The organism is Komagataeibacter oboediens (assembly GCF_003207815.1).
In the GTDB taxonomy this organism is placed as follows: domain Bacteria; phylum Pseudomonadota; class Alphaproteobacteria; order Acetobacterales; family Acetobacteraceae; genus Komagataeibacter; species Komagataeibacter oboediens.
This window is the reverse complement of the sequence record NZ_NKTX01000017.1, coordinates 40,783-59,530: the sequence shown is the minus strand read 5'-3', so window position 1 is coordinate 59,530 and position 18,748 is coordinate 40,783. Positions and strand designations below refer to the sequence as shown.

14 protein-coding genes are annotated in these 18,748 nt (G+C 62.8%); 9 read left to right on the top strand and 5 right to left on the bottom strand.

Annotated elements, in window-relative coordinates; translation table 11 throughout:
* Window positions 1-1,272 precede the first annotated feature (1,272 nt).
* The 9 genes from CFR80_RS09230 (at window position 1,273) to CFR80_RS09190 (ending at window position 11,236) form a co-directional block, all read left to right on the top strand.
* Complete coding sequence (locus CFR80_RS09230) at window positions 1,273-1,815, top strand: OsmC family protein (RefSeq protein ID WP_010516955.1); 543 nt, start codon at window positions 1,273-1,275, stop codon at window positions 1,813-1,815.
* A gap of 42 nt (window positions 1,816-1,857) precedes the next feature.
* A complete protein-coding gene (locus CFR80_RS09225) occupies window positions 1,858-2,979 on the top strand; it encodes an acyl-CoA dehydrogenase family protein (RefSeq protein WP_010516952.1) in 1,122 nt (373 codons plus the stop codon).
* Window positions 2,976-4,304: an FAD-dependent oxidoreductase gene (locus tag CFR80_RS09220; protein ID WP_010516951.1), complete on the top strand. Its 1,329-nt coding sequence runs from the start codon at window positions 2,976-2,978 to the stop codon at window positions 4,302-4,304. The genes CFR80_RS09225 and CFR80_RS09220 overlap by 4 nt, the downstream gene beginning before the upstream one ends.
* On the top strand, window positions 4,304-5,581 hold the full coding sequence (locus tag CFR80_RS09215; protein ID WP_010516949.1) for a CmpA/NrtA family ABC transporter substrate-binding protein: 1,278 nt from the start codon (window positions 4,304-4,306) through the stop codon (window positions 5,579-5,581). The genes CFR80_RS09220 and CFR80_RS09215 overlap by 1 nt, the downstream gene beginning before the upstream one ends.
* A 5-nt stretch (window positions 5,582-5,586) precedes the next feature.
* Window positions 5,587-6,447, top strand: coding sequence for a nitrate ABC transporter permease (ntrB, locus tag CFR80_RS09210; protein WP_010516947.1), 861 nt, complete (start codon window positions 5,587-5,589; stop codon window positions 6,445-6,447).
* Window positions 6,437-7,276, top strand: coding sequence for an ABC transporter ATP-binding protein (locus CFR80_RS09205; protein ID WP_010516945.1), 840 nt, complete (start codon window positions 6,437-6,439; stop codon window positions 7,274-7,276). Before ntrB ends, CFR80_RS09205 begins: the two co-directional genes overlap by 11 nt.
* Window positions 7,277-7,296: 20 nt before the next feature.
* Window positions 7,297-7,752: a cyanase gene (cynS, locus tag CFR80_RS09200; RefSeq protein ID WP_010516944.1), complete on the top strand. Its 456-nt coding sequence runs from the start codon at window positions 7,297-7,299 to the stop codon at window positions 7,750-7,752.
* Between the two features lie 130 nt (window positions 7,753-7,882).
* Window positions 7,883-9,568, top strand: coding sequence for an alginate export family protein (locus CFR80_RS09195; protein ID WP_010516942.1), 1,686 nt, complete (start codon window positions 7,883-7,885; stop codon window positions 9,566-9,568).
* A 105-nt stretch (window positions 9,569-9,673) separates the two neighbouring features.
* Window positions 9,674-11,236: a sigma 54-interacting transcriptional regulator gene (locus CFR80_RS09190; RefSeq protein WP_110507275.1), complete on the top strand. Its 1,563-nt coding sequence runs from the start codon at window positions 9,674-9,676 to the stop codon at window positions 11,234-11,236.
* A gap of 30 nt (window positions 11,237-11,266) precedes the next feature.
* On the opposite strand, the gene CFR80_RS09185 is transcribed toward CFR80_RS09190, so the two are convergent.
* The 5 genes from CFR80_RS09185 to CFR80_RS09165 are packed head-to-tail and all read right to left on the bottom strand — an operon-like array spanning window position 11,267 to window position 18,747.
* A complete protein-coding gene (locus CFR80_RS09185; protein WP_110507272.1) occupies window positions 11,267-12,601 on the bottom strand; it encodes a sensor histidine kinase in 1,335 nt (444 codons plus the stop codon).
* Window positions 12,598-13,269 (bottom strand): response regulator transcription factor, encoded by a 672-nt coding sequence (locus tag CFR80_RS09180; RefSeq protein ID WP_110507271.1) that lies wholly within the window; start codon window positions 13,267-13,269, stop codon window positions 12,598-12,600. The genes CFR80_RS09185 and CFR80_RS09180 overlap by 4 nt, the downstream gene beginning before the upstream one ends.
* Window positions 13,269-16,343 (bottom strand): efflux RND transporter permease subunit, encoded by a 3,075-nt coding sequence (locus CFR80_RS09175; protein WP_110507270.1) that lies wholly within the window; start codon window positions 16,341-16,343, stop codon window positions 13,269-13,271. The genes CFR80_RS09180 and CFR80_RS09175 overlap by 1 nt, the downstream gene beginning before the upstream one ends.
* Entirely contained in the window at window positions 16,343-17,494 is a 1,152-nt protein-coding gene (locus tag CFR80_RS09170) for an efflux RND transporter periplasmic adaptor subunit (protein WP_110507269.1), read from the bottom strand. The genes CFR80_RS09175 and CFR80_RS09170 overlap by 1 nt, the downstream gene beginning before the upstream one ends.
* On the bottom strand, window positions 17,491-18,747 hold the full coding sequence (locus CFR80_RS09165) for a TolC family protein (protein ID WP_110507268.1): 1,257 nt from the start codon (window positions 18,745-18,747) through the stop codon (window positions 17,491-17,493). The genes CFR80_RS09170 and CFR80_RS09165 overlap by 4 nt, the downstream gene beginning before the upstream one ends.
* Window position 18,748 lies beyond the last annotated feature (1 nt).

Genomic DNA, 18,748 nt, shown 5'->3' with positions numbered 1-18,748 from the left:
TGCGTCCTCAACCGCATGGACATTGATCGCCTCGATCCGCATGCTCACACGACGGACAGCAAGGCATTGTCAAGCTTGAAAAACTTTCGGATCGGGCTCTCAGACACATAGCTTTTGCTATCCCCTGCCCCACCTGTCCCGCTGATGCCACAAGGAACCGCTGGTTGATGGTGCGTGCATGCCCGATGAGCGGATGGGGACACCCTACGCCGTCGTGGGCGGGGATGACGCACTGATTTGCCATCGGGCATCGTTCCTGCCGCAGGTGACGTCAGAAGGCTGCTTTCTTCCCTGTCTGCTCATGTGGCGTTAAATGATAACAGGCATAGCGGGTCACGTCTGGACCATCCGGTTCTGCAGCAGGCATACGGTTGCGCTGCTCTATGGCAGATCTGATGAGAGCCCATGCCATCGCGGATAGCGTGACGCTTTGAATTAAGGTCATTGTATGAGTGTTTGATCCTGCGGAACGGCATCATGGAATCTTTTGCCATCCACGCAGGACTGAACAAAACAAGAATATTCAGGAGGTCGGGTTATCGGGTCCAAGCTGACGGGCTGGAATGAAGAGAATGTGTGATATTGAAAAAAATATTACATATATTTTCGTGGAATTCTGATCCAGCCAGCACTGGGCGGCGTATCCTGAAGCAAGTATCCTCGCTGATTCTCAATAGATTGCGTGGATATTTCGCCTCATTCAGATGAAACAGTGTGCCTCCGGTCACGACCTCAAGGTTTGGAAATCTGCCATATTTCTTGCCTTCCGGGCCTGTGGAAAAAATGATTATCCACGCTGAAACGTCAGCGTATTAAAAATTTAATCACAAAATATGATATTATAATAATTCACGATATAAAACCTACCATAATGTGGTTTTATGTGATTTAACATATTTAACGGAGTTTGAGCGTTTTCAACGGATAATATCCACTATGGTAAATAGTTTTATTCTCGCGCCTATCAGATTGTCCCCGCCTGTGTCTACGACATCCGCCGGGTTGGCTGCCTGTTTCCCTGCTTCGCCCCGTGCTGATCGGAACGGGAGGATCGGGCGACACGTTATGACAGGCGCATGACCCGATCCCGCCCATATGACAATGTGGACAATGTCGACAATTCATGTGCCGTGCGCTGAGGTCGTGAAAAAATACCTATAAAAAATAGCGCACTACAAAGCGCAAAAAAACTTCTTGAGACGTTTCCCGCCACTGCGGAAGGTCATTTCGTCAACCCGGATGAAGTGTTTCCTAACAGGAGTTGCAAATATCATGTCCGATACCAAAACTGTTTCCACCTATCTGCGTCCCATCGACCGGACCGGACTGCTGGGTTTTGCGGAAAAGGGGCGTAACAACCCTGATAACTTCGGTACGAACAAGGTCCATACCGTGTGCGAAGGCCAGTACCGCACGCTCAGCTATGTCGGGCAGCACGCCCCGGTGGTGGTGGATGAACCGCTTCATCTGTTCGGCCAGAACACGGCTCCGGCCCCGGGCGAAATCGTTCTGTCCGCGCTGGGTGGCTGTCTGGCCGTCGGTATTACAGCGGTTGCCACATACCGCGAAGTAAAGCTGAGCAAGCTGGAACTCTGGCTGGAAGGCGACATCAGCAATACGGCGGCATGGGGCGCTGGTGGGGCTGACCGCAAGCCCGAGGAAATGGGCTTCCAGCGCATTCGCGTAAAGGTGGCGGTGGAAGGCGATGCATCGCGTGAGGTGCTGGATGCCATCGTGCAGCATGCCAATTATTTCTCCCCCGTCGCCAATACGATGCGCAATCCCGTCCCCATGACGATCAGCCTTGCAGACTGAGTTTTATGGCACCGCACGCCGGTAAAAGGAGACCGTCTTTCCATGCCAGCCCGGAACATGACACAGGCCGTTCAGGCGGATACGTCTCTTCTCCAGCGTGTTGAAGGGATCGCACGGGGGCCGCTGGCTGCAATCGTGACGGATATTGACCTGAACGGTCATTATCCGCTCGAAATTCTGTGTGCGCTGGGGGAAGCGGGGGCGCTGGCCCCCCATCTCCAGCGCAATGGGGCGGATTTCGGTCTGGCCATTCAGGCCATGGCCACCGTCAGCCGCCAGTGTGGCGCGACCGGCTTCCTTATGTGGTGCCACATGGTCTGTGGCCTTTATCTGGAAAAAGCGCCCGATAGAGCCCTCAATACGGACCTGCTGTCCACCCATGCCCTTGGGCACAGTTTTGGTGGCACGGCGCTGTCCAACCCCATGAAGGCCCTGGCCGGGATCGAGCGCATGGCGCTTGAGGCCACGCCAGCACCGGGTGGCTACCGTGTCAGCGGGGTGCTGCCGTGGGTCAGTCACATCGCGCCGGGGCAGTATTGTGGCGCCATGGCCCGGATAGACGGACAGAAAGGGCGCGAGATCCTGTTCCTGCTCCGCTTCGATGGACAGGCGACACTTCGCCCCTGCCCCCATTTTTCCGGGATGGAAGGTACAAGTACGTGGAGCATCCGGCTGGATGATTACTTCCTGCCCGCCCGCGACGTCATTGCCGTTCCCGCGCAGCCGCTGGTCAGCGTCATCAAGGCGCCCTTCATCCTGCTGCAGGCCGGCATGGCGGCCGGTATCGTGCAGGGATGCATTGATTCCATGCTGGAGGTGGAACCTCAGCTTGGTCATGTGAACCGATTCCTCGAGGACCGGCCGGACACCATGCAGGCCGAACTGGATGCCTTTACACAACGTGCCCTGAAACTGGCGCGCACACCGGGTGAGACAGACACGTCCTACCTGCTGGATGTGCTGGACGTGCGGGCGCACGGGTCTGAACTGGCGCTGCGCGCGTCACAGTCAGCCCTGCTGCATCAGGGGGCACGGGGATATCTGAGCACCGCCGCCCCGCAGCGCCGCGTCCGGGAGGCGCAGTTCGTGGCGATCGTAACCCCCGCGATCAAGCATCTGCGTCTGGAAATGGCGCGGCTCATGACGGAGGAACTTCCAGCATGATCCCCTACCGCAAATTCATATGCCGGGTCTGTGGCTGGATCTATGACGAGGCACTGGGGGACCCCGATGGCGGCCTGCCGCCCGGAACGCGGTTTGATGATATCCCTGATGACTGGGCCTGCCCCCTGTGCGGCGTGACCAAAGCGGATTTTGAACCCTATGTCCTGCCCGCTGTCGCCGTTGCTACCAGGGCGACGCCCGACATATCCGTCACCGCCCGCAGCGTCTGGGACGCCGTGATCGTAGGGGGGGGCACGGCAGGCTGGGCAGTTGCCGAGCGCCTGCGTGCCCTGAGTCCGTCCGCACGGATCGCGCTGGTCACCGGGTGTGCGGGTGATCTGTACGCCAAGCCCCAGTTGTCCATGGCGCTGTCACGCAATCTGGATGCAGCCAGCCTGTGCCGGGGCCAGGGTGCGGATACGGCCGCGGGCATGGGGATCACGCTGATGGGTGGGACCTTCGCCTCTGGCATCGACCAGCACGCGCACCGGCTGCGCACCACGCGGGGCACGCTGCGATATGGCGCGTTGGTACTGGCGCAGGGGGCACAGCCCGTGCGCCTGCCCAGCCTGCCAGCGGATCTGGTGTGGCGGGTCAATTCCCTGTCAGCATGGCTCAGGCTGCGCCGGAGCATTGGTGACACGCCACGGCGCATCGTTCTGGTCGGAGCCGGGCTGGTCGGATTCGAACTGGCAGAAGACGCGGCCGAGGCCGGGCATACGGTCACGCTGATTGGTCGTGGCCCCTATCCACTGGATGGTCTTGTGCCGCCCGCGGCGGGACGGCGTCTTGGTGCGCGACTGGAGCATGCCGGGATTCATGTCATGAATGATACTGTTGTCCATAATGTTACGAAGTCAGAACGTACGATGAAGGTGGATGTTGTGACATCAGGTCGCTCTGCCCTGTATGAGGCGGATATCGTGATTGCCGCCATCGGGCTGGAAACCAACCTGCATCTGGCCCATACGGCGGGGCTCGATACGGATGCGGGCATTGTGGTTGATCCGGCAACACTGCGTACCAGCCAGGCCGATATTTATGCATTGGGTGACTGCATCAGCATCCATGGACAGCCATGTCGCTATATCGGCCCGATTGCCGCGCAGGCGGATGCAATTGCGCATGAAATCCTGGGGCTGCGCCATGAGGGGTATGCTCACCAGTCCCCGAAGGTCCGGCTGAAAAGCAGGGTGGCCCCGCTGGAACTGACCGGCACGCCAGATCCGGCCGCGCCATGGGAAATCGTGACGGACACGACCGAACGCCTTGTCATGCAACAACGCTGTGGCGGCGCCACGACAGCGCGGCTGGAGGTATCGTGATGAGCGGATTTTCCTTCCTGCGTCCCCCCCGTGCCGCCCTGCTGCGGTGTGCCCCCGCTGTTCCGGCAGGGGCAGTCTGTGGCTGCGGTGTCGTGCATGCCACGCCCGTGCGGATCGGCCGCCGGGCGGTGCTGGGCGCGCTGGCGGCGGGAACGGTGCTGGGCAGCCTGCCATCCCCGCTGCGCGCGGCAGTGCCGGCGGGTCCGCTGGAACGGCCCGATGTCACCATCGGTTTCGTGCCGATTTCCTGCGCCGCACCGCTGATCATGGCGGAGGCACAGGGCTTCTTCACGCAGGAAGGGCTACGGGTGCAGCTGCAGAAAACGGCCAACTGGGCGCTGGTCCGCGACCGGCTGCTGGATGGCCATCTGGATGCATCCCACCTGCTTTCGCCCATGCCGCTGGCGCTGTCGCTCGGGCTGGGCGGGAATGCGCCGCATGCCGTGCGCGTGGCCAGCATGCAGAACCTCAACGGGCAGGCCATCACCCTTGCCCTGCGCCACCATGACCGGCGCGACCCGCGGCAGTGGAAGGGGATGACCTTCGCCATCCCCTTCGAGTTTTCCATGCACAACCTGCTGCTGCGTGCCTATCTGGCGCGGCACGGGCTGGACCCGGATCATGACGTGACCCTGCGCGTGACAGCCCCGCCGGACATGGTCGCCAACCTGCGGGCCGGCAATATTGACGGCTTTCTGGGGCCGGAACCCTTCAACCAGCGCGCGGTCATCGAGGAAGTGGGCTTCGTGCATATCCTGACGGCGGAGATATGGGACGGCCACCCGTGCTGTGCCTTTGGCATGACGGCGGCGTTCATGGACGCAAACCCCAATACCGCCGCCGCCCTGCAACGCGCAATGATCCGCGCTGCCGATTTCATGCAGCAGCCCGACAACCGCGCGCAGGCAGCCCGGATCATGGCCCAGCCGCGCTACCTGAACCAGCCCGAACTGGTCATTCGCCAGAGCCTGACCGGGCATTACGCGGATGGCCTGGGCGTGGTGCGCGACAACCCGCGCCGGGCGGCTTATTCGCCCTACCCCTATCCGTCCATGGCGGTATGGATCATGTCGCAGTTCGAACGGTGGGGGTACCTGAAGGGGCCGGTGGATTACCGCGATGTGGCCCAGCAGGTCTTCCTGATCGATGCGGTCAGGCAGCAGGCGCAGGCCATGAACCTCCCCCCGCCTGCGGATGGGGGCGATAACTGGCCCTCCTTCACTATCATGGGGCAGCATTTCGATCCTGACCATCCGTCTTTCTTCAATCAGGGATAGCCGCCATGATTTCAGTGGAAAGCCGTCGGGCCTTTTTCCTTTTCCTTGCCCTTTTCGCGGGTCTGCTGCTGGTCTGGCAGCTGTCCACCGCGTCCGCGCCCCCCCGGTCCCCGTATGGTATCCCGCAGGGCAATGCGGAATACCAGATGCTGATGGGCCACGCCCCCGGAACCACCCAGACCCGGGAAGGCTTTCCCGGCCCGGCCCGCTTCGCCGCGTCCGCCCTGCAGGCCCTGCATGCGCCGTTTCACAATAATGGCCCCAGCGACCGGGGCATTGGCTGGCAGGTTGGCGCGTCCCTGCTGCGTGTCGCGATCGGATACGGGCTGGCGGTTGTAGTTGCCGTGCCGTTCGGGTTCCTGATCGGGCTGCATCCCGTCATCCGTCGTGCGGTTGACCCGTTCATCCAGATCCTGCGTCCGATCTCGCCCCTGGCATGGATGCCGCTTGCGCTTTACACGATCCGCAATGCGGAAGGCTGTGGCATCTTTGTCATCTTCATCTGTTCCCTGTGGCCCATTGTGCTCAACACGGCCTTTGGTGTGGGCAGTGTGCGCCGGGAATGGCTGAATGTCGCCCGCACGCTGGAAGTCAGCTGGACACGCAGGATCCTGTTCGTGCTGCTGCCAGCGGCGGCTCCAACCATCATCACCGGCATGCGGATCGGGCTGGGGATCGCGTGGCTTGCCATTGTCGCGGCCGAGATGCTGGTGGGCAGTTCGGGCATTGGCTATTTCGTGTGGAACCAGTGGAACAATCTGTCCCTTTCGAACGTGCTGCTGGCGGTCCTGCTGATCGGTTTTACGGGCATGGTGCTGGACGGCGCGCTGGCGGCCCTGCAGAGGAGCGTGACCTATGCCGAATGACAGCGCACATGCAGCACCGGCTGCGGCCCATGCCGTCTCCCGACCGCTGGTTGAGGTCTCCATGCTGGAAAAACGGTATGGTGAGAGTGGGCCACCGGTGTTTTCCGATGTCTCGTTCGCCATCCAGCCGGGTGAATTCGTCTGCCTGATCGGTCATTCTGGCTGCGGCAAGAGTTCCATCCTCAATATCCTGGCGGGGCTGGAACAGCCATCGGGCGGCACGGTCATCATGGATGGGCACGAGATCACCCGCCCGGGACTGGAACGCGGCGTCGTCTTTCAGGGGCATGCCCTGCTGCCGTGGCTGAGTGCGGTGCAGAACGTGGCCTTTGCCGTGCGGTCACGTTTTCCGACCTTATCTCGCGCCGAAATCAGGGAAAAGGCCGAACATTACCTGCATCTGGTCGGGCTGCATAATGCGCTGGACAAGAAGCCGGCCGAACTGTCGGGCGGCATGCGCCAGCGCGTGGGGATTGCACGGGCGTTTTCCACGCAGCCCCGCATGCTGCTGATGGACGAACCCTTTGGCGCGCTGGATGCCCTGACGCGCGGGCTGATCCAGGAGGAACTTCTGCAGATCTGTGCCCGCACACGGCAGACCGTCTTCATGATCACGCATGATGTTGATGAAGCCATCCTGCTGGCGGACCGTGTTTTACTGATGAGCAACGGGCCCGATGCCCGTCTGGCGGAAAGCATCGACAATCCGCTGCCCCGTACCCGGACACGGGAAAGCATGCATCATGAAACCGGGTTTTACGACCTGCGCAACCACCTTGTCGACTTTCTGGTCCGCCGCTCCGCGCTGGTCGGCAAAGGCGAAAACTGATGTAATGAAAGGAGAATACCATGCCTGTATTTGAAAGCCGTGAAGAGGTCACGCATGCCATCATTGCCGCGCGCGTTGCCAGGGGCATCCGCTGGGCGGATGTGGCGACGGCCGTGGGCCGGAGCAAGGAATGGACTACGGCGGCCTGTTTTGGCCAGATGACCTTCAGCGCCGGGGAGGCCGAAGCCCTCGTCGCACTGCTTGAGCTTGATCCCTCCGCCCTGCCGTGGCTGCAGACCGTGCCCTACAAGGGCACGCTGGGCGGCGGCGCGCCGGATGATCCGCTGCTGTATCGCTGGTATGAAATGATCAGCGTCTATGGTCCCGCCATCAAGGAACTGATCCATGAGGAGTTCGGGGACGGGATCATGAGCGCCATCGACTTCAGGATGCATATTGAACGCGAGCCTGATCCCGCTGGTGACCGGGTCCATGTCAATATTTCCGGTAAATTCCTACCTTACAAAAAATACTGACAGTATAAAATGGGCGGAATTCAAAATTCTGCCCACCACAATAAAATAACAGAAAATAAAATGATCGTCCCAGTACGGTACGGTTTCTTGCGCTCTTTACGGTCCGACATCGTAACAAGGAGTACAGACCATGTCGCATGCCTACAGGACTCTTCTTCCCGGACAGGCGCAGTCGTTCAGAAAGGCTGCCGCCCTGTCCATCACGCTTGCAGGTCTGGGTTCATCGGGCGCATACGGAGCGACCCCTGTCACGGACAGTACACGCGGCGGCCTGCCACCACCCAATACGGCGCGACTGGTGCCAAAGGTGGTCACAACCCGGCCTGCGCAGGGAGCGCCACAGGTTAAAAAGACCGTGCCCATGCCTGCCTGGCTTGGCCGGTTCACCGCGGCCAATGGCGCGGCATCCGGCTTCGGCACGGTTGGCCCGTACGGGCAGGCCCGCTGGGCCGAGGACTGGAGCTTTCTTGCCCATGAACCCGCCGATGTCCGGCGCAGGGACTGGTTCAACCGCCTGAAATACGTGCGGCTGAACGACAGTGGCTCCATATGGGTCAGCTTCAGCGGCGAAGAACGTCTGCGCTATGTGTTTGAAAACCAGCCGGCACTGGGCAAGGCCGGGGTGACGGATGCCAGCCGTGTCCTGCTGCGCAACCAGTACGGGGCCGACCTGCATCTGGGGTCGCATGTCCGTATCTATGCCGAACTGCTTGATGCCGTGGCTGGCGGGTCGAATACATATGGCTACCAGACCGGCCTGCAACGTGAACGGCTCGACATGCAGCAGGGCTTTGTCGAACTGCGGGGCAAATTTCTTGGTGCGCATATGGGAGTAATGGGGGGACGGCAACTGTTCCTTGATGCACCGGTCATGATGCAGTCCGCGCGCGATATCCCCAACGTGCAGCAGACATGGGACGGGTTTCGCGGTTATGCGTTATGGAAGAATTTCCGTATTGATATTTTTGATTTCTTCCAGACGAACAAACAGCCTGTCGGCATATTTTCCAATGGCACGAACTATTCCGGCCGGCTGTACGGGGCCTATGCGTCCGGCGCCCTTCCCGCCTTCCGGTTCATGGGGCAGCGGTCCCAGCTTTACCTTGATGCGTTCTTCATGGGCTACCTGTATGGCAGCCCGCTGGCGTCGGTTCCCACGGCAACGGTCGGGGGAGCCACGGCAGGCACGACGCGTCGGGATGGCATAGGCGGACGGCTGTGGGGCAAGGTCGGCCCCTTTACCGTAAATCTGGATGGCATCTATCAGGGCGGCTCGTTCCATCCTGTCAATAACGGTGCGCACCGGCGGGTAGACGCCTACGCGGTCAATGGCGGTATCAATTATACCATTCCCAAGGTTACGGGCGCACCGACATTCGGCGTGCAGGCGGACCTGTTTTCGGGGGGAAATTACAACCAGACATCGGGATCGGTGGGGACGTTCGGCACGCCCTATTTTCCGCTTCCCTACTACAATGACGTGACCATGACCCTGAACAACCAGAACCTGGTTGGCGTGGGCCCGGTCATGACCTTTGCGGCGGCGAAAAAGGTCTCGCTACGACTGCACGCGCCATTCTTCTGGCGTGACAGCACGCAGGACGCGCTATACGGGATCGGACGCGTCTATACCCCGCGTGACGGGCTGCATGGGGGGTACGTAGGCGCCATACCACAGTTCCAGGTCAGTTGGTCTTTCGCCCCGCACTGGGTCTGGACGCATGACATTGCCGGTATCCTGGCCTCCCGCGGGGTGCGTGAGGCGGGGCTGAACTCGGGCGCCTATTACATGCAGACCATGCAGTTCGTATTCTGACTGACAGGAGCACTCTATCCATGTAGGCTGCGATCTGGCTGCCGGCGTTCCGTCGCGGGCAGCCAGCCAGATGGTTCCTTTTTCTTATCAGGCTTGCTGGCGCATATGTCCGCTCCCGACACCCATGATGGTTTCCCTGCCGAGTTCTGGCGTTCACAGGAAATCCTGCTGCTCAAGAACGTCATGGCCCTTGTCGGGCGAGGGCTTGACCTTGATGGCGTCCTACGTGAGGTCGTGCACCTGCTGTCGGAACTGCTGGGGCTCAACCGCGTGCGTATCATTTTCAAGGATCCGGAGGGGGACACCTACCGCATCCGCCATGCCTATGGCCTGACAACGGCCGAGATCACACGCGGTGTCTACAGGCTGGGTGAGGGCATAACGGGGACAGCACTGAAGAACCGGCATCTGATTATCGTGCAGGATATCGACAGGGAACCCCTTTTCCTTGGCCGTGCCGTCCTGCGCGAGCACCTGCCGTCGGAAAAGGTGGCCTTCATCGCCATGCCCATTGACCTGGGGCACAACCGGGTCGGCCTGATCGCGTGCCACCGGCTGCGGCACCGGAACAGGAACCTGTCCGATGACATCATGATCCTGCAGATCATATCCACCCTGATCGGGCAGTTAATGAAACTGGGCGATACGGTGGAAGAACAGACGCGCGCCCTGCATGAGCATAACCAGCTGCTGGAAAACGCGCTGGAAAACGCCACCATGCGGTATGGCATCATTGGCACCTCCCCTGCCCTGCTGAAGGCGATTGCCGAGCTTGAGGGCGTGTCGCACGCGTCATCCAGCGTGCTGCTGTGCGGGGCTGCGGGAACGGGCAAGGAACTGTTTGCGCGCGCACTGCATATGGCCAGTCCGCGGCGGACGCAGCCCTTCGTGCGCGTCAACTGCGCCGCCATTCCCGAAAACGCCTTTGAAACCGAGCTTTTTGGCCATGAACGCGGGGCGTTTCCCGGTGCAAGGGCACGCCGGACGGGACAGCTTGAGCAGGCGCATACCGGCACGCTGTTCCTTGACGAGGTCGGCGAACTTCCCCTGGCCATGCAGGGACGGCTTCTGCATGTATTCGAACAGGGCACGTTCACGCGTGCCGGCACGGGTCTTGCGCGCAGGATCGACATCCGGGTTGTCAGCGCGACCAGCCAGAACCTGCGCAAGCGTGTCGAGATGGGGCTGTTCCGCTATGACCTGTTCTATCATCTCAATGTCATTCCCATCACGCTGCCGACCCTTGCCGCCCGCAGGGAGGACATTCCCCTGCTGTGCAGCCATTTCCTCAGCCAGTTCAACCAGCGGCATGAACGCAACATCAGCCTGTCCCGTTCGGCAGTTGACCTGCTGACCGAACAGGACTGGCCGGGTCATATCCGCCAGCTGTCCAACGTGATCGAACGTGTCGTGCTGCTGGCCCCACAGCCGGTCATGGCGGCGCGGGACCTACGCGCGTTCCTGCATGACAGTACGCAGTCGGTGCCCCTGCAGGCAGTGCAGGGCGAACGCGCGTACCGGCCGTACCTGCCCGCGTCGTCCCATTCCAAGGAAGAACTGCTGCATGCGCTCAGGCTGAATGGCGGCAACAAGTCACGCACCGCGCAGCAGCTGGGCATGACGGCACGGCAGCTTCATTACCGCCTGAAGCTGTTTGATGTCGCGTAGGGCGCGGATGTAATCATGAGCTTCGCATGATTACGTCATGTCGGAGCCGGGAAAGGTGACGCACACGCCAAACCCCCTGACGGACCCGTCCAGCGGGGAGCGCAGGCGCAGTATCGCATCCATCTGTGTCGCGATGTTGCTGGCGATGGCCAGGCCAAGGCCGCTGCCATGCGTGCCTGTCCCGCCGCGCACGAACGGGCTGGTCAGCCGGTCCAGCATGTCCGGCGGCAGTGCGGGGCAGTCATTGGTTATGTCGATGCCGCCATCAGGCAGTACGGTCACACGCACGGGTGTGCCGTGTTTCCCATGCAGCAGGGCGTTTTCAAGCAGGTTGCGCAGCATGATGCCCGTCGCATCCATGTCGCCATGCACGAATATATGGCTGATCCCGTTGGGTGTCAGGACAATGCCCTGTCCGTCATGCGGGTTGTGGCCAAGGTCGTCTACCAGCACATGCACAACGGTCAGCAGGTCGAACCGGTTACGCCGGAAGGCAATGCCGGAGGTGGCACGGGAAAACTGCAGCAGCTTTTCCACCGTCCGGCCCAGCCGGCGGGTACGCTCGGCAATAATGTCCACCCGTCTGCCCGCTTCCGGGTCCGGCTGTACCATGCGGCCCAGCATCTGCACCTGCGCCAGCAGGGCGGCCAGCGGGTTGCGCAGTTCGTGCGCGGCACTTGCAGCAAAGGCCCGTTCGGTAGACAGCGCCGTTTCCAGCCGCGACAGAAGGGTATTGACCGCATGCTGGATGGGGACCAGTTCAACCGGCAGGTCGAGTGATGGAACCGGCCGCAGGTTCCCGCTGCCGCGGGACTGCATTTCGTCATGCAGGCGGTCTAGCGGGCGCAGGGCGCGTCGGACGATCAGGCGCACCAGCCACCAGATGACAGGCAGGGACATCAGCACCGGCATGACCGCGATTGCCGTTGCCCGCCATGTCGCACCCCGCCGGTGCAGCGTGGGTTCACCCACCAGCACGCGATAGGCCGTCATGGTGGGGGCTGCGACATAGACCCGGAAGTGCGGCGTGCTGGTGAAACCCGTACGGATGTCGGACACAAAGGGCCGGACGGGTGCGTTCTGGGACCGCAGCACCACATGCCCCGCCTGGTCGACCACCTGATAGGCCAGCGTCCGTGGCCCGACATCGGGAACCCATGCCACATTGTCCGACTGCGACCCGTGTGGCTGCGCGGCGACGGTGGCCTGCAGCCGTTCGGACACTTCCTGCAGGGAATTGTCCAGCCGTTCCGTTATTTCGTGGCGGGTAAACCCCGCGACGGCAAGGCTGAGGGCCAGCAGGCTGAGCGTTACCGCGCTCAGGACACTGCTGACGATGCGGGTGGCAAGGCTCCAGCTTTTCATGCCGGCGTGCCATCGGCCAGGCAGTAGCCCCGGCCACGGACGGTCCGGATGGTGGCCGTGCCCACCTTCTTACGCAGGCGGCTTATGAACACCTCGACCGTGTTGCTGTCCACATCCTGATCCAGCGCGTACAGGGCCGTGTCGATCTGCTGGCGCGAATAGATCCGGCCCGGATGACGCGACAGCAGTTCCATGATGGCCCATTCCCGCGCGGTCAGGTCCAGTACCTGCCCGTTGCGCAGGACGGCGCGGCTTTCCCGGTCGATCATGATGTCGCCAGCCCGGTACTGCGCGCGTCTGCGCGGGGTGGCATAGCGTCGCGCCACGGCGGCGATGCGGGCGACAAGTTCATTCAGGTCATAGGGTTTGACGATATAGTCATCCGCACCATCGGACAGCCCTGCGATGCGGTCGCTGATCTGGTCTTCCGCTGTGGTGATGAGAATGGCAATGTCAGATGACGTCCTGCGGATTTCGCGCAGCAGGTCGCGCCCGTTCCCGTCCGGCAGCCCAAGATCAAGCAGCATGAAATCATAATCCACCGTCGCCACGGCCGCACGCGCATCCTCCAGCGTCGTGAACCAGTCCACGGCATGGCCATCCAGCCGCACGCGTTCCTGCACTGCGGCGCCGAGGTCATGTTCATCTTCCACAATAAGGATACGCATCAGTCCTGAACCCTTTCACGCATGATCCGGGCGTAAAGTGACGGCAGCACCAGCAGCGTCAGCAGCGTGGAGGTCACCAGTCCACCAATCACCACGCTGGCCAGCGGGCGTTCGACCTCTGCCCCGGCGCTGTCGGAAAACGCCATGGGAAAGAAACCAAGGCTCGCCACAAGTGCAGTGGCCATGACCGGGCGGAACCGAGACTGGGCAGCGGCGAAGGCCGCCTGCGCCACCACCATGCCCCGCGCCCGCAGGGCCGCGATCGCGCTGACCAGCACCACGCCGTTGAGGATCGCCACGCCAAACAGCGCAATGAAGCCGATCCCGGCGGAGATGCTGAACGGCATGCCCCGCACCGTCAGCGCCACAATCCCCCCGGTTGCCGCCACCGGCAGGTTGACGAATACCAGCAGCGCGGGCGGGACCGCGCCAAACGCCACGACCAGCAGGGCAAAGATCAGGCCAAGCGCCATGGGCAGCACGATTTCCAGCCGCTGCATGGCCGACTGCAGGTTACGGAATTGCCCGTCCCACTGCATGGTATAGCCTGCGGGCAGGTTCACGTCGCGCGCTACGCGCGCCTGTGCCTCGGCCACGTAGGACGCAAGATCCCGTCCGCGCACGTTGGCCTGCACCACCATGCGTCGGCGCACCCTGTCGCGGCTTATGCGCGGCGGGCCATCGACTTCACGCACATGCGCCACCTGCGACAGCATGACGCTGCCCTGCCCGTCCATGCGCCGGACCTGCAGCGCGCCAATGGCGGCGGCAGAACCGGCAATGCGGGGATCAAGGCGCACCTGCGTGCTGATGATGGCGTTATCCACAATCACCGGCCGACTGCCGATATGCCCGCCTATGGCCTCCACCGTGTCCAGAATGTCCTGCACCGCCACGTTGCGGCTGGCCGCCTGCGTGCGGTCGATGTCGGCCACGATCAGCGGCACGGTGCCATCACCCGCTGCCGCAACATCCGCTGCCCCCCTCACCCCCGACATGGTGGTCACGACCCGGTCGCCCAGATCGGCCAGCGTCATCAGGTCATCGCCGAAGATCGAGACGGCAATCTGGGTGCGCACGCCCGACAGCAGGTCATCCATGCGCATCTGCACCGGCTGGCTCCAGGAATACAGCGCATCGGGCAGTTCGCGCCGCAGGGTATCATCCATCGCGGCCACAAGGCCTGCCTGCGTGCGTGCGGTTTTCCATGTGGAGGGTGGATTGAGGAAGATGAAGCTGTCGGTCTCGTTCACGCCCATCGGGTCGGTGGGAATGGCGGACGTGCCCGTATTGCTGATCACGGAGCGAACTTCGGGAAAGCGGCGCAGGATCTGCTCCTGCTTCGTGACCGACGTCAGCACGGTATCGAGCGAGGCCGAGGGCAACCGCGTGGTGGTGACCGCCAGCGCCCCTTCGTCAAGCTGGGGTATGAACTCACCCCCCAGCCGTGTCGCAAGCCCTGCCGATATGGCCAGCACCGCAACCGTGCCGCCAAACAGGATGCGTGGATGCGCCTCCCCCCATGCCATCATGCGTGTATAGGGGCGGCGCATGAGGGCAATCAGCCTTGTATCGCCCACGGGCCGCATACGCCCCAGCGCAACGCTGGCCAGTACGGGCATGCAGATGAAGCAGTACGCAAGCGATGCCAGCAATGCCATGATGACCGTCTGTGCCATGGGGCGGAACATGTGTCCCTCGATCCCCTGCAGGGTCAGGATCGGCAGGTAAACCATGACGATGACCAGTATGGCGAACCCCACCGGGCGCATGACCTGCTGCACGGACGAGATGACCAGGGGTGCGAATTCCACGTCCGGTTCCGCCTCCCGCCGCGACAGCACGTGTTCGATCACCACCAGCGATCCATCGACGATCATGCCAAAATCGATCGCGCCAAGGCTGAGCAGGTTGGCCGAAATCCCGAACTGTCGCATTCCGGCCATGGCGCATACAAGGGCCACGGGAATGACGGAGGCAATGACAAGAGCCGCCTGCCAGCTGCCGATCACCACCACCAGCACGCCCACCACCAGCACCGCCCCCATTATCAGGTTGTCGCGCACGGTGGCGATGGTCTGCCCGGTCAGGGTGGCACGGGTATAGTAAGGTTCCAGCGTAACCCCCGCGGGCAGCGCCTGCCTTATGCCCGGCAGGGCGCGCTGGATGGCGGCAAGGGTGGCGTTGGAACTGGCCCCGCTTTCCATCATGACCACGCCGATCACGATTTCCCCCTGCCCGTCCCGGGTCACGGCGCCCAGCCGGGTACGCGCCCCGGTGGTGACGCGGCCAAGGTCACGCAGCCGCACGATCGAGCCATCGGCATTGGTCCGCACGGCAATATTGCCGAAATCGGCAAGGCTGCCCACCAGCCCGCGTCCGACCACGCTCTGCTGTTCGGCATGGTGGGCGATCCATCCGCCGCCGGATGCCGCGTTGTTCGCATCCACGGCGCGATAGACATCACCTGCCGACAGGCCGGCCCCGATCAGCCGCGCGGGGTCCAGTATGATCTCATAGGTTTCTTCCGTCCCGCCATTGACGTTGACATCAACCACGCCGGGCACAAGGCGCATCTGCGGTACCACGGTCCAGTTCATGATGCGGTTGAGGTCCATGAGAGACCGCCCGCCGCCATGAATCTGAAACTGCATGATTTCGCCCATGCCGGTGGCCAGCGGTCCCATGCTGACCGTAATGCCGGGCACGGATATGGTGGCGCGCGCCTGCTGTATGCGTTCGTTCACGCGCGTGCGGTCAAGGTTGATGTCGGTGTCATCGGCAAACTGCACGTACACGACCGATACCCCCCCGCGGGAGACCGAGCGCAGGTCGGTCATGCGGGGAATGCCGGTCATGCTGGCCTCGACAGGAAAGGTTATGAGCTTTTCCACTTCCTCCGTCGCAAGGCCGGGTGCGACGACCGAGACAAGCACCTGTTTTGGCGAAATATCGGGCACGGCCTCCACCGGCAGGCCCAGTACCGCCGCAAGTCCGGCCACCAGCAGCAGGCCAAGCCCGCCCAGCACAAGCATGCGCGCACGCAGCAGGGATTCAAGATACCTGCGCGCCATCAGTCCGCATCCATCCCGGCAAGTCCGATGACCGAGCGCAGGGCGAAGCTGCCGTGGTCCACCACCGCTGCGCCCCCGTTCAGCCCCGAGCGTACGACCGCCTGCGTCCCGTCATCCAGTGCGATATCGACCACGACGGGCCGGTAATCCGTCTCGCTTTCCCGCACGAACACCACGCTGCGTCTGTCGATGTGCTGTATGGCCCCCGACGGTATGACGATCCCCGCCACGCTGTCGCGCTGCGCCAGTGTGCTGTCCAGCACCATGCCGGGCATCAGGACACCATGCGGGTTGGCCACGTGTCCTGTCACCCGCACCAGTCCCGTCAATGGACTGGCCATCCCCCCGACCGTGTCGATCCGCGACATCAGCATCCCGTCCGCCGTGCGCGTGACCTGCTGCCCTCCGGGCCGGACCAGCGCCGCCTGATCGGGCGGAATGTCGGAAACGATCCATACGGTTGACAGGTCCGCCACCGTCGTGACGTCCGTGGCTGGCGTCAGGTCGCCCGCTACGGCGGCATCAAGCGCCTGTACCATGCCATCTACCGGGGAGATCAGGGTCGATGTCTCGTCCTGTCCCGCGTGTCCGGTCTGTTCGGACGTGGAATTGAATTCCTCCGCGAAACGGTGGCCCAGCGTGTCCACATCCGCCTGTCGCGCGCGCGTGGTGGCGTCCGCCTGCGCCAGTGCATCCTGCCTGTGGCGCAGTTCGGCTACGGAGATGGTTTCCCCGACAAGCGTCCTGGCCCGCTGCACGGCGGCGGCGGCATCGTTCCTGGCCGCGATGGCGGCTGTCAGCGCCGCATGCATCTGGATGGCCTGCATGCGGGCGACATGCAGGGAATGATCCTGGTACCGCAGCAGCGCCTGCCCGCGTGCCACATGCGTGCCCGGCTGGACCAGAACCGACAGCACCTTGCCACTTCCCGCCGGGTATATATGCACGACCCGCGTCGTATCGGGCATGATCCGGCTTATGACCGGCAGCACGGGCGCAACCGTGCCGGGTGTAGCCGTGGCGATGGTCACGCCCTCATTGGTGACAGCCGCCGCGTCTAGCTTCACGACGGGGGGCAGTGTTCCCTCATCCGCCCGGGCCTGCAGGCAGCCGGGCGCCAGAAGCAGCAGGGAAAGGGCAATGCGTTTCATGGCACGATGCCCGTGGCGATCAGCATGCGGATGCTTGCGACATGCCATTCCACCTCGGCCCGCGTGCTGGCCAGCCGGGTGCTGGCAGCCGCCTGTCGGGCGGCCAGTGCCGTGTCCAGACTGGCCTCACCCACGCGCCATGCATGTTCCTGTGCCGCGGCGCGCCGTTCCATGCTTTCGGCGGCGGTGCGGGTGGCCTGTCGCGCCGTGGTGGCTGCGATCAGGCGTTCACGCACGCGCATCAGTTCCAGGTGTACCATGCGTCTTGCCTGTGTTTCCTGACTGGTGGCCGTGGCCAGCCGGTTGCGCGCTTCGGACATGATGGGGGTGTTGCGGACCTCGCTGGGCAGGGGAATGCTGAAATTCAGCCCCACGCGATCATCCCACGGGCTGCCGTACTGCTTTTCATGAATCGCATCCACGCCAATTTCCGGGTTGGGCATGAAGGAACGGCGTGCCAGCGTCATATTGGCTTCCGCGGCCTCCACATTCCGGTGCGCAACCTTTATGCGGGGGTCGTTGTCCTCCATGTCACGGGGTGCGACGAAGCGGGCATGGGTGACATCACCGTCCCCATAACGCGCCAGATCCGGCATGACCGGGCGGCCCAGCAGTGCCTCCAGTGTGGAAGTGGCGTTTTCTGCCTCCTCCCGTGCCAGTGCCAGTTCATTCCGGGCGTTTTCCATGGCCGCCTGTGCCATCTGGGTATCGGCCTGGGCCAGTTCGCCCCCGCGCAGCGCGTGCGTGGCGCTGGTGGCCATGCGTGCCGTCGCGTCGTACAGGGTGCGGGCCGTGTCCATGCGGGTACGGGCGATCAGGGCGGCGGCGCTGGCATCAAGCACCCGGATGGAGAGCGCCATGTGTTCGACATTGAGCTGTTCAGTAATGGAGGCCGCTTCCGCGCTGGCCACCTGCCGGGTCGCGCTGCCCTGCCCCGGCAGCCATAGCGGCACGGACACCCCGCCCTGATAGGTCGTATAGCCTTCATTACTGCCCAGCATGTGGTCATCCATGTATTCCCCCGACAGGGTCGGCCCGCCGGCAAACCATGACCCGGCGGCGCTGGCGCGCGCCGTGGCGGAATGGTGGCCGACCTGCAGTTCGGTGCGGACGGGATCGATGGCCCATGCCATGCCGACCGCATCATGGAATGACGGGCCGGACTGCGGCACCTGCGCCCATGCGGGAGAGAACCACATCACGATACAGGTCATGGCAACAGGCAGGCGCATGGGCGGCATGGGAGTGTTCACG

Coding starts and splice junctions, on each gene's coding strand:
- CFR80_RS09230 (WP_010516955.1), top strand. CDS start 1,273: ATGTCCGATACCAAAACTGTTTCCACCTATCTGCGTCCCATCGACCGG.
- CFR80_RS09225 (WP_010516952.1), top strand. CDS start 1,858: ATGCCAGCCCGGAACATGACACAGGCCGTTCAGGCGGATACGTCTCTT.
- CFR80_RS09220 (WP_010516951.1), top strand. CDS start 2,976: ATGATCCCCTACCGCAAATTCATATGCCGGGTCTGTGGCTGGATCTAT.
- CFR80_RS09215 (WP_010516949.1), top strand. CDS start 4,304: ATGAGCGGATTTTCCTTCCTGCGTCCCCCCCGTGCCGCCCTGCTGCGG.
- ntrB (WP_010516947.1), top strand. CDS start 5,587: ATGATTTCAGTGGAAAGCCGTCGGGCCTTTTTCCTTTTCCTTGCCCTT.
- CFR80_RS09205 (WP_010516945.1), top strand. CDS start 6,437: ATGCCGAATGACAGCGCACATGCAGCACCGGCTGCGGCCCATGCCGTC.
- cynS (WP_010516944.1), top strand. CDS start 7,297: ATGCCTGTATTTGAAAGCCGTGAAGAGGTCACGCATGCCATCATTGCC.
- CFR80_RS09195 (WP_010516942.1), top strand. CDS start 7,883: ATGTCGCATGCCTACAGGACTCTTCTTCCCGGACAGGCGCAGTCGTTC.
- CFR80_RS09190 (WP_110507275.1), top strand. CDS start 9,674: ATGTCCGCTCCCGACACCCATGATGGTTTCCCTGCCGAGTTCTGGCGT.
- CFR80_RS09185 (WP_110507272.1), bottom strand. CDS start 12,601: ATGAAAAGCTGGAGCCTTGCCACCCGCATCGTCAGCAGTGTCCTGAGC.
- CFR80_RS09180 (WP_110507271.1), bottom strand. CDS start 13,269: ATGCGTATCCTTATTGTGGAAGATGAACATGACCTCGGCGCCGCAGTG.
- CFR80_RS09175 (WP_110507270.1), bottom strand. CDS start 16,343: ATGGCGCGCAGGTATCTTGAATCCCTGCTGCGTGCGCGCATGCTTGTG.
- CFR80_RS09170 (WP_110507269.1), bottom strand. CDS start 17,494: ATGAAACGCATTGCCCTTTCCCTGCTGCTTCTGGCGCCCGGCTGCCTG.